This window comes from Snodgrassella sp. W8132 (assembly GCF_016100865.1).
Lineage (GTDB): Bacteria > Pseudomonadota > Gammaproteobacteria > Burkholderiales > Neisseriaceae > Snodgrassella > Snodgrassella alvi.
The window spans coordinates 129,926-143,466 of the sequence record NZ_JACFRQ010000002.1 but is presented as its reverse complement, the minus strand read 5'-3'; the positions used below and the strand labels follow the sequence as shown (position 1 = coordinate 143,466).

The following is a 13,541-nucleotide window of genomic DNA, read 5'->3' as shown; positions in this document are numbered from 1 at the left end:
ATACTTAACGACGTGATGATAATGATTTCATCGCAGAACGCTTCATCAGATGTTCATACTGACTGCTCATTACGTAAGAAGCGATTTGCGTTTTAAAATCCATGGTCACCACCACCAGAATAAGTAGTGAGGTGCCACCTAGGTAGAAAGGTACATTCATCGCAGAAGTCAGCACTTCCGGAATCAGGCACACGATAGCAATATAAATTGCGCCCCAAAAGGTCAAACGCAATACAACTTTCTCCAGATAACGACTGGTTTGCTCACCAGGCCGGATACCCGGAACGAAAGCACCACTTTTCTTCAGATTTTCTGCCATTTCCCTTGGACTGAACACCAAAGCCGTATAGAAATAACAAAAGAAGATAATAGTAGCTGCAAATAACAAAATATAAACAGGCTGACCATGCTGCAATAATGTAGCCAGTTTCTGTAACCAACTATCCGGATTTGCTGAACCAAACCAGCTTAATAGAGTAGATGGAAACAAAATGATACTGGATGCAAAAATTGGCGGAATAACCCCAGCCATATTCAGTTTGAACGGCAGATGAGAGTTTTGCGCCTGCATAATGCGATTACCTACCTGACGTTTGGCATATTGCACAGGTACTTTACGTTGTGCACTTTCAATATATACAACAGCATATATCAATGCCAGCGCACCAACAATCAGTGCAACAGCCATCAGATAACTAATTGATCCCTGACTGGTTAATGTCAGCAAACGACCAATACCGGCAGGCAGACTGGCTGCAATACCGGCGGTAATAATCAGCGAAATACCATTACCTATACCACGTTCAGTAATTTGTTCACCCAGCCACATCAGAAACATGGTTCCTGTAACCAGACAAACCATAGTTGAGAAATAAAACTCAATCTGACCGGAAACTACTACATTTTGCTGGTAAACAAATGCAGCAGCACCAAAGCTTTGCAAAGTGGCCAGCAAAACAGTACCGTAACGGGTATATTTGGTCAAAGTACGGCGCCCCGCCTCACCTTCTTTTTTTAGAGCCTTCAATGAAGGAATAATTTCAGAAGCAAGCTGAATAATAATTGAGGCTGAAATATAGGGCATTACACCTATTGCAAAAATACTGAACCGTTGCAGAGAACCGCCGGAAAACATATTAAGCATACTTAATATGCCTCCGCCGGCACTTTCATACAATTTGGTCAAAGCAGCACCATCCACACCGGGCACTGGAATATGTGAACCGATGCGGAATACAACCAACGCACCAAGTAAAAATAACAGACGATTTTTCAAATCACCGAACTTTGAAAGTCCTGTTGCGGATTGCGGATTAGCCACTTGAGTCCTTGCCTTATTCTGCTACTTTACCACCGGCAGCTTCAATGGCCTGTTGCGCACCTTTGGTGGCCTTAATACCATTTAAAGTTACCGCCTTATCAATACTGCCTGAAGCAATAATTTTAACATTCAGAGCAGTAGCAGGCACCAGTCCTGCCTGTTTCAGAACTAAAACATCAATTTCATCAACTGCAATTTTAGCCAGTTCATCTAAACGCACTTCTGCATTCAGATTAGCAGTCAGAGATTTAAAACCGCGTTTCGGCAGGCGGCGTTGCAAAGGCATCTGACCGCCTTCGAAACCGACTTTATGATAACCACCTTTACGGCTTTTCTGACCCTTATGGCCTCGGCCACAAGTTTTGCCTAAACCGCTGCCAATGCCACGACCTACACGGCGAGCCGCGTGTTTAGCACCTTCAGCAGGTTGAATGGTATTCAAAAGCATGTTACTTCTCCACTTTCAAAAGGTAGCTGATTTTGTTGATCATGCCACGATTTTCGGGGGTATCAAGCACTTCAACAGTATGCTCGCGGTGACGTAAGCCTAAACCGCGTGCGCAGGCACGATGAGCAGCAATAGTGCCAATCAGACTTTTAACCAGTGTAATGCGTATGGTTTTTTGCTCACTCATGATCTGCTCCTAAAATTTCTTCTACGGTCAGGCCACGTTTAGCAGCAATCTCAGCCGGCGTATACAGCTTAGATAATCCGTCCAGAGTTGCGCGAACAATGTTGTATGGATTGGTTGAACCATGTACTTTAGCAGAGATATTATGAATACCCATTGCATCAAATACCAAACGCATTGGACCACCAGCTTTCACACCATTACCTTCTTTGGCCGGTTGCATGAATACACGTGTTGCACCATGGCGACCAATTACTTCGTGATGAATGGTACGTCCATTTAAAGGCACTTTGATCATATTGCGGCGGGCTTGATCCATAGCTTTCTGTACAGCCACAGGTACTTCTTTAGATTTACCTTTGCCCATACCAATGCGACCATCGCCATCACCTACTACGGTTAAAGCCGAGAAGGCCATAATGCGGCCACCCTTAACCACTTTGGTCACACGGTTTACGGCAACCATTTTTTCAATCAGGCCGTCACCGCGTTCTTCAGTTTCGTGTTTTGCCATATTTCTGGTCTCCAGTTTATTAGAAGCTCAAACCGTTTTCACGGGCTGCCTCAGCCAAGGCTTTAACGCGACCATGGTATTGAAAACCAGAACGGTCAAAAGCCACTGCATCAATGCCGGCCGCTTTGGCTTTTTCAGCAATGCGTTTGCCAACTACAACAGCAGCATCTACATTGCTACCATATTTAATGCTGGCACGAACATCAGCCTCAAGAGTAGAGGCCTGAGCCAGTACTCGGTCACCTTCAGCGCTAATAACCTGGGCATAAATGTGATTATTGGTGCGGAAAACGCACAATCTCACTTTGTTCAGGGCTGCAATTTTGGCACGGGTTTTACGTGCTCGACGCAGTCTTGCTACATTTTTATCCATCAGTGAGCCTCAATTATTTTTTCTTGGTTTCTTTAATAACGACACGCTCATCAGCATAACGTACACCTTTACCTTTATAAGGTTCCGGCGGACGGAATCCACGAATTTCAGCGGCCACCTGCCCTACTACCTGTTTATCTGCACCGGCAATGATTACTTCGGTAGCAGAAGGAGTAGTAGCAGTAATGCCTTCAGGCAATTCGTAGTTAATCGGATGAGAGTAACCTAAAGAAAGATTCAATACTTTACCCTGAGCCTGAGCGCGATAACCCACACCAATCAGCTGCAGCTTTTTCTCAAAACCATTGCTCACGCCCACAACCATATTGTGCAATAAGGCACGAACTGTACCGGATAAAGCATTTGCTTTTGTACTGTTATCATTGGCGGTAACAACCAGCTGACCATCATTCAATGCCACATTCACTTCAGCGTGCTGATGCAGAGACAATTCGCCGTTTTTACCTTTAACAATGATAGCCTCTGGAGAAAACTTAACGTCAACGCCAGCCGGAACCACTACCGGATGTTTTGCAATTCGAGACATGTTTTCTCCTTAGGCAACTACGCACAATAACTCACCGCCAATACCATTGGCACGGGCTTTACGGTCAGTCATTACGCCTTTAGAAGTGCTCACAATCACAACGCCCAAACCATTCATTACAGAAGGAATGTCGTTGGAACCTTTATACACACGCAGACCAGGACGTGATACGCGCTGAATGCGCTCAATTACCGGCTGACCAGCATAGTATTTCAATTGTATTTCCAATGTCGCCTTGGTTTCAGCAGATACGGCGAAATCTTCTACGTAGCCTTCTTCTTTCAAAACTTTGGCAATTGCTACTTTCAGTTTTGAAGAAGGCATACTTACAGAGACTTTATTCGCACGCTGAGCGTTGCGAATACGGGTCAACATATCGGAAATAGGATCATGCATACTCATATTTTATACTCCTATTACCAGCTGGCTTTGATGACACCCGGAATTTCACCACGCATGGCGATTTCACGGATTTTGGTACGGGCCAAGCCGAATTTACGGAAATTACCACGCGGACGACCGGTCAAAGCGCAGCGACGACGTTGACGAATCGGAGCAGCATTACGCGGGATAGCCTGCAGTTTCAGACGTGCCTGAAAATGTTCTTCATCAGTCGCGTTAGCATCATTGATGATGGCGAAAATGGCTTCACGCTTTGCAGCATATTTTTTTGCCAAAGCTTCACGCTTCAGCTCACGATTAATAAGTGCTTTCTTAGCCATAATTAACCCTTAAACGGAAATTTGAACAGAGACAGCAGTGCTTTAGCTTCTGCGTCAGTTTTGGCAGTAGTGGTAATAGTAATATTCAAACCACGCAAAGCATCAATTTTATCGTATTCAATTTCCGGGAAAATAATTTGTTCACGCACGCCCATGTTGTAATTACCACGACCGTCGAATGATTTACCATTTACACCGCGGAAGTCACGTACACGCGGCAAAGCGATTGCAATCAGACGATCCAGAAATTCATACATACGATCACGGCGCAAAGTTACTTTGCAGCCAATCGGGTAATTATCACGGATTTTAAAGCCTGCAATTGACTTGCGTGCTACAGTTATTACTGGTTTCTGACCAGCAATTTTTTCCAGATCACCAACTGCATGTTCCATTACTTTTTTATCGGCAACCGCTTCACCAACACCCATGTTGAGGGTAATTTTTTCAATACGCGGTACTTCCATGATAGATTTGTAACCGAACTGTTTGGTCAACTCAGGAACAACAGTAGTGTTATAAAAGTCTTTTAAACGAGCCATTGATTACTCCTTAAGCTCCCACGGCGGCACCGGTAGATTTATATACACGGGTACGCACTACTTTGCCGTCTACAGTTTCTACTTTGATACCTACGCGGTCAGCTTTTTGGGTTTCCGGATTGAAAATCGCCACATTGGAAATAGCCAATGGCGCATCTTTGGTGATTACACCACCTTCAATCCCACGCATGGGGTTAGGTTTCTGGTGACGTTTAACACGATTTACGCCGTCAACAATCACTTTATCACCCAAAACACGCACTACTTTACCCTGTTTGCCCTTATCTTTACCGGCAATGATGATCACCTGATCACCAGTTTTAATCTTTTTCATTGCAACCTCACTTACAGTACTTCAGGAGCCAATGAAACGATTTTCATGAATCGCTCAGTACGTAGCTCACGGGTTACCGGGCCAAAAATACGGGTACCAATTGGTTCCAGTTTGGTATTCAACAGCACGGCTGCATTGTTATCAAATTTGATCAGTGCTCCGTCATTACGACGTACGCCTTTAGCTGTACGCACTACCACAGCGTTATATACATCGCCCTTTTTAACGCGACCACGGGGAGCTGCGTCTTTTACGGCCACTTTAATAATGTCGCCTACAGATGCGTAGCGACGCTTAGATCCACCTAATACTTTGATGCACATTACGCGGCGCGCACCAGAGTTGTCAGCCACATCTAAGATGGTCTGCATTTGAATCATGTTATTACCTTTAAAAATCCAACTTAATTTACCGCTTTCAGTCAGCTTGTTACCACTTAATAGCTGTCTGAAACCATTAACGGTTCTAGTAAACCAGTCTTGGGTCCCGAAGGGAGAGTTCCGGCGACTGCCGGAGACTTTCAAGAAACTGAAAGTTAAGGAACGAAGTTTACAGACAATATCTGATTGTCGCAAGACTTCGTTCCCTAATTGCAGCACATTGTTGTGTTAATTACACATTACGTGCTTTCTCAATCAGCTCAGTTACAACCCAGCTTTTGGTTTTTGACAACGGGCGACCCTCGGAAATGACAACAACGTCACCAATACCGTATTGGTTTTGCTCATCGTGCGCATGGATTTTAGTAGAACGACGGATTACTTTACCATACAGCGGGTGTTTCACTTTACGTTCCACCAATACTGTTACAGTTTTATCCATTTTGTCGCTCACGACTTTGCCCTGCAAAGTACGTACGTTTTTAGCTTCAGTCATTATTCACCATCCTTCTGATGCAAAATGGTTTTTACACGAGCAATATTACGACGCACTTTTTTCAGCTCACTGTTTTTACCCAGCTGGCCGGTGGCGTGCTGCATACGCAAACCAAACTGCGCTTTCAACAGACCAACCAGTTCTTCGTTTAACTGCTCAACAGATTTGTCTTTCAATTCACTGGTTTTCATTATTGACCTACCTGGCGTTTAACAAATACAGTCTGAATCGGCAATTTGGCTGCAGCCAGTTCAAAAGCCTGACGAGCCAATGTTTCATCAACACCGTCCATTTCGTAGAGCATTTTGCCCGGCTGGATTTCAGCAATGTAATATTCCACATTACCTTTACCGCCACCCATACGAACCTGAATTGGTTTTTCAGTAATAGGTTTATCCGGGAATACGCGAATCCAGATACGACCGCCACGTTTAATATGACGGGTCATTGCACGACGTGCTGCCTCAATCTGGCGTGCAGTCAAACGACCGCGACCCACAGCTTTCAGACCAAAATCACCAAAGCTAACTTTATTGCCACGAGTAGCAATACCGGTGTTGCGGCCTTTTTGCTGTTTGCGGTATTTCATTCTAGTTGGCTGCAGCATTTCGACCACCTGCCTTTCTGCTGTGTTTCTTGTCCTGTTCCGGCTTAGCCTGAATTTCACCCGGTGTCAGTTCACCTTTGTAAACCCAGACTTTGATACCGATAATGCCATATGTAGTTTTAGCTTCGCTGGTAGCGTAGTCAACATTGGCACGCAGGGTATGCAAAGGCACACGACCTTCACGATACCATTCGGTACGCGCAATTTCGATACCGTTCAGACGACCTGAAGACATAATTTTGATGCCTTTGGCGCCAACGCGCATAGCATTCTGCATAGCACGTTTCATGGCACGACGGAACATAACACGTTTTTCCAGTTGTCCGGCAATATTGTCCGCAATAATTTGCGCATCGATTTCCGGTTTACGGATTTCTTCGATGTTTACATGCACCGGCACGCCCATGATTTTCTGCAAATCACGTTTTAATACTTCAATATCTTCACCTTTTTTACCGATTACAATACCAGGACGGGCACTGTAAATGGTAATACGTGCAGATTTTGCCGGGCGTTCAATTACCACGCGACCTACAGAAGCATTTGCAAGACGTTTGCGTAAAAAATGACGTACGTCGATATCTTCTTTCAGCACTTTGGAAAAGTCGCCGCTTTTGGCAAACCACTTGGAAGACCAATCTTTATTCACTGCCAGGCGAAAGCCTGTAGGGTTAATTTTTTGTCCCATCGCTTTTCCTTAGTTGCCTACAATCACGTTGATGTGACAAGTTTGTTTTTCGATGCGGTTACCACGACCTTTAGCACGTGCCTGAAAACGTTTCAGACTCGGACCTTTATCGATAAAAATAGTAACCACTTTCAGTTCATCGATATCAGCACCTTCGTTGTGTTCGGCATTGGCTACTGCAGATTCCAGTACCTTTTTAATCAGTTCAGCACCTTTTTTCGGGCTGAATGTCAAAATATTCAACGCTTGAGCAATATCTTTACCACGTACCAAATCAGCTACCAGACGGGCTTTTTGTGCTGAAATACGGGCATTTTTGTGTTGTGCACTAACTCTCATGTTTTATCCCTTATTTTTTAGCCTTCTTATCAGCCAAATGGCCCTTGAAGGTACGGGTCAATGAGAACTCACCCAACTTATGACCAACCATGTTATCGCTGATAAATACAGGCACGTGGGTACGGCCGTTGTGTACAGCAATGGTCAGACCGATAAAATCAGGCAGAATAGTGGAACGACGTGACCAGGTTTTAATCGGGCGTTTGTCGTTATTAGCACGAGCCGCATCGACCTTTTTCAGTAAATGCAGGTCGACATATGGGCCTTTTTTTAATGAACGAGCCATATCAGTTAACCTTTATTTGAGTAACGGCGGCGAACAATCATATTGTTCGTGCGTTTATTACGACGAGTACGATAGCCTTTAGTCGGTGTACCCCATGGGCTAACCGGTTCACGAGCTTCACCTGTACGACCTTCACCACCACCATGCGGGTGGTCAACCGGGTTCATCACAACACCGCGTACGGTCGGACGAATGCCACGCCAGCGTTTAGCACCGGCTTTACCCAATTTTTGCAGGCTTTGTTCTTCATTGCCTACTTCACCAATGGTGGCACGGCAGTCAACATGAATTTTACGTACTTCACCTGAACGCAGACGCAGCTGTGCATATACGCCTTCTTTTGCCAGCAATACAGCAGATGCACCGGCTGAACGGGCAATCTGTGCGCCTTTACCCGGTTTCATTTCGATACAATGAAGAGTTGTACCTACCGGAATATTGCGGATTGGCAGATTATTACCAGCTTTAATTGCAGCTTCAGAACCGGAAACCAATACGGCACCTACCTGAACATTACGCGGCGCAATAATGTAACGGCGTTCACCATCTGCAAAACACAATAACGCAATATGAGCGGTACGGTTCGGATCGTACTCAATACGTTCTACTTTAGCAGCGATACCGTCTTTATCATTACGTTTAAAGTCAACAATACGGTAATGGTGTTTGTGACCACCACCTTTATGACGGGTTGTAATGCGTCCGCCGTGATTACGACCGGCAGTTGAAGACTGTTTTTCTAATAATGGTGCATAGGGTGCACCTTTATGCAAGCCTTCCGCAACCACGCGTACCATTCCGCGACGGCCAGCAGAAGTCGGCTTCATTTTAACAATAGCCATAGTGCTTATTCCTTATCTGCAGAAGCGGCAGCAGATTCAATATCCAGCTCCTGTCCAGCCGCCAGGCTGACATAAGCTTTCTTAACATCGCTGCGCTTACCGATGGTACGGCCAAAACGTTTGTTTTTGCCTTTAATGATGGTTGTGGCTACAGAATCCACTTTCACATTAAATAATAGTTCCACTGCTGCCTTAATTTCAGGTTTAGTGGCATTCGGCAATACTCTAAACGTCATCTGGTTGCGTTTTTCAGCCAGCATGTTGCTTTTTTCGGAAACAACAGGAGCCAAGAGCACTTGCATTAAACGTTGTTGATTCATACCCATTGCTCCTCAAGTTGTGCAACTGCTGCTTTGGTAAGCACCACTTTCTTAAAGCGTAACAGATTGTACGGATCAGTTTGCTGTGCTTCCAGAACCAGTACATTCGGCAGGTTGCGGCTAGACAAGTAAACGTTTTCATCCAGCTGTTTGGTAATGAACAATACCTGCTCCATACCCAGATTTTTAACCTGTTCAGCAAATGCTTTAGTTTTAGGAGTAGCAGCAGATAATTCATCAATTACAAACAGGCGTTCATCGCGTACCAGCTGAGACAGAATGGCTGCCATACCCGCACGGTACATCTTACGATTTACTTTCTGGGTAAAGTTTTCATCTGGTTTATTCGGAAACGCACGACCACCACTGCGCCACAGCGGAGAAGATGTCATACCAGAACGGGCACGGCCGGTTCCTTTCTGACGCCATGGTTTTTTAGTGGAGTGTTTTACTTCGGCACGGGTTAACTGTGAACGGTTACCGGAACGGGCATTAGCCAGAAAAGCTGTAACCAGCTGGTGAACCAGATCTTCATTGTATTCACGTGCAAACAATGCGTCAGACGCAGCAACTGCACCTGCAACCTGACCCTGAGCATCAATTAATTTCAGTTCCATTACGCACCTACCTTCACGCTCGGACGCACGACAACGTCGCTGTTAACCGCACCGGGCACCGCACCTTTTACCAGCAATAACTGACGTTCGGTGTCTACGCGTACGATTTCCAGATTCTGAATGGTGGACTTAACGTTACCGTACTGTCCGGCCATACGTTTACCACGGAATACGCGACCCGGATCCTGTGCCATACCGGTTGAACCAGGCACACGATGAGAGCGTGAGTTACCGTGAGAAGCACGCTGAGAACCAAAATTGTGACGTTTGATGGTGCCAGAAAAACCTTTACCTTTACTGGTACCAGTGACATCAATTAACTGACCTGCTGCAAAAATGCCGACATTGATTTCAGCACCGGCAGACAATTCAGCCAGTTTTTCTTCAGAAACAGCAAATTCAACCAAACCACGACCGGCTTCAACACCTGCCTTGGCAAAATGACCTGCCTGTGCCTTGCTTACGCGATTGGCTTTTTTCTGACCAAAAGTTACCTGTACGGCAGTGTAGCCGTCAGTAGCTTCGGATTTGAGTTGAGTGACGCGATTAGCAGACATATCCAGTACAGTTACCGGAACTGATGCGCCGTTCTCATCGAACACGCGCGTCATGCCTACTTTGCGCCCAACCAGACCTAAAGTCATAGTTATTTCCTTTTATAAAGGGACCAATTACGATTGATTGGCCTCGCACAAATAAAGAATCTTGCCGACGTAAAATCGGCAAGATGGCGATAGTATCATGTTTACTCTGCATGAATCAATTTTTTATGCAAGTAAAGCACGGATTTTTAGATAAAAAAACAACGTTTATGCCTTATACATGACTATTAGTCTGGATTTCGGGTATTTTTACTCTGCCTGAATATAAATATTATCTGGTTAATTCATCAGTAATACTTTGCAGAAACTGAAGTCGTTCAGGCTTCAGTTTCCCGTCAGCCGCAGCCTGTTTCAGCGCACAGCCCGGTTCCTGACGATGAGTACAATTATGAAAACGGCACTCCCCGATATACTGACGCATATCAGGGAAATAATGCAGCAGATTACTAACTGACAAATGATGTAAGCCAAATGCCTGCAATCCGGGCGAATCAATAAGCTGACTGTGTGCATCCAGATCATATAATTGCGCATGAGTCGTGGTGTGACGACCTGAATCCAGTGCCGCTGAGATATCACCTACCCGTGCCTGTTCATTACCCAGCAATGCATTGGTTAAAGTTGATTTACCCATACCTGACTGACCTAACAGGATTGCCCGCTCTCCCTGTAAATACTGACGCAGCTCAGCCACATTATATAAGGCACTAATATTGATTACCTGATAACCCAGACTTTGATAAAAGGCCAATTTTTCGAGCCAAAGCTTATTTTGTAGTAAATCTGCTTTATTTAATACAATCAGTGGCGGTATATCCGCAGCCTCTGCAGCCAGTAATGCACGCTGCAATAATAATTCACTGGGAGTCGGTACAGCAGCCAGTACGATTAGCATAAGGGTAACATTGGCCGCAATGAGTTTACTGCGCGTAGCATCCTGCCGGTAAAGCAGGCTGCGCCGGGGTAAATAATCCTCAATTACAGCCTGCTGCTGATTGATATGACTAATATGGACTTCATCACCACAGGCAAAATCAACTCTTTTCTTTCGCGTAGTGGCTTCATAAGTTTTACCCGCATGTGTGCGCACTATGAAGCGGCGCCCGAAACTGGTAATAATCTGTGCTGTTAATAATTCATTCACAGGCTGTGCCATTCTCAGTCTGCCTTTACGGCTGTTTGTAATGCAGCAATACGTTCCCGTGCTCCCGGATGCGAATCATAAAACCGCGAATACCAGATATCGCTAACCAGACTGGAGGCATTAGTACGATAAAGTTTGGTTAAAGCATGAATCAGATCATCGGCATTTGCATATTTTGCTGCAAAACGGTCTGCTTCAAATTCATTTTTACGGGACAAAACACTCGACAATGGTGAAAACGGAAAAGTAAATACTGGCAGCACCAGCATAAATAATAATAAAGCCATAGCATGACTGACTTCATGCACACCCAGACCAGTATAAAAACCAGTCTGAGGTAATAGCCAGCCCAAAACAGCAAAAACAATTAAAGCCAATATAAAAGTAACAATCATTTGTTTGAATACATGTTTGTGGGCAAAATGACCTAACTCATGAGCCAGTACAGCCTCAACCTCACTTATCTGCATATCTTTCAGTAAGGTATCAAAAAATACAATGCGCTTATGTTTCCCCAGACCGGTAAAATAAGCATTACCATGCCCGCTGCGTCTGGAGCCATCCATTACAAAAATACCATCACTATGAAAACCAGTACGCTGCAACAAGTTTTCAATCCGGGTTCGCAATGTATCATCTTTCAATAGTTCAAATTTATTGAAAAGCGGCGCAATCCATTTTGGAAAAGCCCACATCAGTAACAAGGAAAAACTGACCCATACCAGCCATACAGCCAGCCACCATGCGCCACCAAACCAGTTTGCTGCAATCAGAATCCGCATCAGCCAGAGAATAATATACAGTAAGGGCAAGCCAACAATAATGGCTAAAAGACTACCTTTAAACTGATCAGCAATAAAAGTAGCCATGGTCATTTTGTTAAAGCCAAATTTTGCCTCCAGACAAAAACTGCGGTACCAGGCGATCGGCCAGCCAAGAATCATATTAACCAAAGCAAACAGACCAATAAGCACAATTCCCTGTGCAATATCGTGCTGTACCCATTTCTGACTTAAATGCGCTAATAGATCAAGACCGCCACCAAGTGTGAATATCAGCAATAATAATGCCTGAAACAGAATTTCATAACGAGCCAGACGCTGCTTGGCCAAAGTATAATCCGCTGCTTTTTGATGTTCGGCCAGAGACACACTTTGCATAAAAGCCGCTGGAACATGGCTACGATGTGCCAGTACAGCTTTACTTTGGCGAACAGAAAGATATAACTGACCACATATGCTGCAGATGAAAAATAATAAAAACAATATATAAATTGTTTGGGCAGAAAGATAAAACACCATAAAAATACTTTGTACCTGAAAATAATCATTTTAACGGAGTTTATCTGTTACTGGCTAAAAAGTGTCTGAATAAACATCCTTCTATTTAAAATTAACATGATTATTTAACTGAATAATATATTATTACCATATATTATCTTGTGATAATATCCAAAACTACTTAAAACATTACACAAATTATATTCAATTAGAATAATTGAAGTTCAGTCTGTTCTGTGTTCTCCTAAAACAATTACTTTTGCCTGATTTTAGCTCCAGATATAGGTAAAAAAATCAGCTTAACCTATCAGCCTTACCAGAAAGAAGCTAAAATCATATTTTATTATTAATCAAGATTAAGATATGCAAAACGCTAAAAATCTTGCGTGGCTGGATATGGAAATGACCGGATTAAATCCAGATACAGACCGTATTATAGAGGTTGCCATGATCATTACCGATAGTGACCTGAATATACTCGCACAGTCTGAAGTACTGGTAATTCATCAGCCAGACAGCATTATCGATCATATGGATAAATGGAATACCACCACTCATACCCGTACTGGTCTGGTAGATAAAGTAAAAGCTTCAACGCTAACAGAAGCTGAGGCTGAAGAAAAATTGCTGGCTTTTATCAGTGAGTGGATACCGGAAAAAGCCTCACCAATGTGTGGCAATTCCATTCATCAGGATCGCCGCTTTATGGTGCGCTACATGCCGCGACTGGAAGCTTACTTCCATTACCGCAATCTGGATGTTTCTACTCTTAAAGAACTGGCCAGACGCTGGAATCCTGCCATTGTCAAAGGCATCAGTAAAAAAGGTGCACATCAGGCTCTGGATGACATTAAGGAAAGCATTGAGGAAATGGCTTATTATCGCGAACACTTCTTAACAATACCCAGCTGATTTTGTATACTGCCCTATTTATCTTTGCTGAAATTAATTCCGG

Annotated in this window: 24 protein-coding genes; 1 reads left to right on the top strand and 23 read right to left on the bottom strand. The window is 44.1% G+C overall.

What is annotated here, in order from left to right:
* Positions 1-4: 4 nt before the first annotated feature.
* From secY to H3U82_RS08180, 23 genes are all read right to left on the bottom strand, one after another.
* Positions 5-1,321 (bottom strand): preprotein translocase subunit SecY, encoded by a 1,317-nt coding sequence (gene secY / locus H3U82_RS08290; RefSeq protein WP_025331690.1) that lies wholly within the window; start codon positions 1,319-1,321, stop codon positions 5-7.
* Positions 1,322-1,334: 13 nt separating this feature from the next.
* The gene (gene rplO / locus H3U82_RS08285) at positions 1,335-1,769 is read right to left on the bottom strand and encodes a 50S ribosomal protein L15 (protein ID WP_025331691.1); all 435 of its coding nucleotides are present in this window, start codon (positions 1,767-1,769) and stop codon (positions 1,335-1,337) included.
* A gap of 1 nt (position 1,770) precedes the next feature.
* Positions 1,771-1,956: a 50S ribosomal protein L30 gene (rpmD, locus tag H3U82_RS08280; RefSeq protein ID WP_025331692.1), complete on the bottom strand. Its 186-nt coding sequence runs from the start codon at positions 1,954-1,956 to the stop codon at positions 1,771-1,773.
* Complete coding sequence (rpsE, locus tag H3U82_RS08275; protein WP_025331693.1) at positions 1,949-2,467, bottom strand: 30S ribosomal protein S5; 519 nt, start codon at positions 2,465-2,467, stop codon at positions 1,949-1,951. Before rpsE ends, rpmD begins: the two co-directional genes overlap by 8 nt.
* 19 nt (positions 2,468-2,486) lie before the next feature.
* Entirely contained in the window at positions 2,487-2,840 is a 354-nt protein-coding gene (gene rplR, locus H3U82_RS08270; RefSeq protein WP_025331694.1) for a 50S ribosomal protein L18, read from the bottom strand.
* Positions 2,841-2,853: 13 nt separating this feature from the next.
* The gene (rplF, locus tag H3U82_RS08265; protein WP_025331695.1) at positions 2,854-3,387 is read right to left on the bottom strand and encodes a 50S ribosomal protein L6; all 534 of its coding nucleotides are present in this window, start codon (positions 3,385-3,387) and stop codon (positions 2,854-2,856) included.
* A gap of 9 nt (positions 3,388-3,396) precedes the next feature.
* Complete coding sequence (gene rpsH, locus H3U82_RS08260; RefSeq protein WP_025331696.1) at positions 3,397-3,789, bottom strand: 30S ribosomal protein S8; 393 nt, start codon at positions 3,787-3,789, stop codon at positions 3,397-3,399.
* A gap of 14 nt (positions 3,790-3,803) precedes the next feature.
* Complete coding sequence (rpsN, locus tag H3U82_RS08255; protein ID WP_025331697.1) at positions 3,804-4,109, bottom strand: 30S ribosomal protein S14; 306 nt, start codon at positions 4,107-4,109, stop codon at positions 3,804-3,806.
* 2 nt (positions 4,110-4,111) lie between these two features.
* Positions 4,112-4,651: a 50S ribosomal protein L5 gene (gene rplE / locus H3U82_RS08250; RefSeq protein ID WP_198210129.1), complete on the bottom strand. Its 540-nt coding sequence runs from the start codon at positions 4,649-4,651 to the stop codon at positions 4,112-4,114.
* 10 nt (positions 4,652-4,661) lie between these two features.
* Entirely contained in the window at positions 4,662-4,985 is a 324-nt protein-coding gene (rplX, locus tag H3U82_RS08245) for a 50S ribosomal protein L24 (protein ID WP_025331699.1), read from the bottom strand.
* A gap of 11 nt (positions 4,986-4,996) precedes the next feature.
* Entirely contained in the window at positions 4,997-5,365 is a 369-nt protein-coding gene (gene rplN / locus H3U82_RS08240; protein WP_025331700.1) for a 50S ribosomal protein L14, read from the bottom strand.
* Between the two features lie 232 nt (positions 5,366-5,597).
* Positions 5,598-5,861: a 30S ribosomal protein S17 gene (gene rpsQ, locus H3U82_RS08235; protein WP_025331701.1), complete on the bottom strand. Its 264-nt coding sequence runs from the start codon at positions 5,859-5,861 to the stop codon at positions 5,598-5,600.
* Positions 5,861-6,052 carry a 50S ribosomal protein L29 gene (gene rpmC, locus H3U82_RS08230; RefSeq protein WP_025331702.1) on the bottom strand — a complete coding sequence of 64 codons (192 nt, stop codon included), beginning with the start codon at positions 6,050-6,052 and terminating at the stop codon, positions 5,861-5,863. The genes rpsQ and rpmC overlap by 1 nt, the downstream gene beginning before the upstream one ends.
* Positions 6,052-6,468 carry a 50S ribosomal protein L16 gene (gene rplP, locus H3U82_RS08225; protein ID WP_037394618.1) on the bottom strand — a complete coding sequence of 139 codons (417 nt, stop codon included), beginning with the start codon at positions 6,466-6,468 and terminating at the stop codon, positions 6,052-6,054. Before rplP ends, rpmC begins: the two co-directional genes overlap by 1 nt.
* Entirely contained in the window at positions 6,452-7,156 is a 705-nt protein-coding gene (gene rpsC / locus H3U82_RS08220) for a 30S ribosomal protein S3 (RefSeq protein ID WP_037394614.1), read from the bottom strand. The genes rplP and rpsC overlap by 17 nt, the downstream gene beginning before the upstream one ends.
* 9 nt (positions 7,157-7,165) lie before the next feature.
* Positions 7,166-7,495, bottom strand: a complete 330-nt coding sequence (gene rplV / locus H3U82_RS08215) for a 50S ribosomal protein L22 (RefSeq protein WP_025331703.1) — start codon at positions 7,493-7,495, stop codon at positions 7,166-7,168.
* A gap of 10 nt (positions 7,496-7,505) precedes the next feature.
* Positions 7,506-7,781: a 30S ribosomal protein S19 gene (gene rpsS / locus H3U82_RS08210; RefSeq protein ID WP_025331704.1), complete on the bottom strand. Its 276-nt coding sequence runs from the start codon at positions 7,779-7,781 to the stop codon at positions 7,506-7,508.
* A 5-nt stretch (positions 7,782-7,786) separates the two neighbouring features.
* Complete coding sequence (gene rplB, locus H3U82_RS08205; protein ID WP_037394606.1) at positions 7,787-8,623, bottom strand: 50S ribosomal protein L2; 837 nt, start codon at positions 8,621-8,623, stop codon at positions 7,787-7,789.
* Positions 8,624-8,628: 5 nt separating this feature from the next.
* Positions 8,629-8,943, bottom strand: a complete 315-nt coding sequence (gene rplW, locus H3U82_RS08200; protein WP_025331706.1) for a 50S ribosomal protein L23 — start codon at positions 8,941-8,943, stop codon at positions 8,629-8,631.
* On the bottom strand, positions 8,940-9,560 hold the full coding sequence (gene rplD, locus H3U82_RS08195; protein ID WP_025331819.1) for a 50S ribosomal protein L4: 621 nt from the start codon (positions 9,558-9,560) through the stop codon (positions 8,940-8,942). The genes rplW and rplD overlap by 4 nt, the downstream gene beginning before the upstream one ends.
* A complete protein-coding gene (gene rplC, locus H3U82_RS08190) occupies positions 9,560-10,204 on the bottom strand; it encodes a 50S ribosomal protein L3 (RefSeq protein WP_037394597.1) in 645 nt (214 codons plus the stop codon). The genes rplD and rplC overlap by 1 nt, the downstream gene beginning before the upstream one ends.
* Positions 10,205-10,433: 229 nt before the next feature.
* The gene (rsgA, locus tag H3U82_RS08185) at positions 10,434-11,318 is read right to left on the bottom strand and encodes a ribosome small subunit-dependent GTPase A (RefSeq protein ID WP_198210127.1); all 885 of its coding nucleotides are present in this window, start codon (positions 11,316-11,318) and stop codon (positions 10,434-10,436) included.
* A 2-nt stretch (positions 11,319-11,320) separates the two neighbouring features.
* On the bottom strand, positions 11,321-12,607 hold the full coding sequence (locus tag H3U82_RS08180) for a M48 family metallopeptidase (RefSeq protein ID WP_198210125.1): 1,287 nt from the start codon (positions 12,605-12,607) through the stop codon (positions 11,321-11,323).
* Positions 12,608-12,949: 342 nt separating this feature from the next.
* Between H3U82_RS08180 and orn the strand changes: the two genes are divergently transcribed.
* The gene (orn, locus tag H3U82_RS08175) at positions 12,950-13,498 is read left to right on the top strand and encodes an oligoribonuclease (protein WP_078475446.1); all 549 of its coding nucleotides are present in this window, start codon (positions 12,950-12,952) and stop codon (positions 13,496-13,498) included.
* Positions 13,499-13,541: the final 43 nt, after the last annotated feature.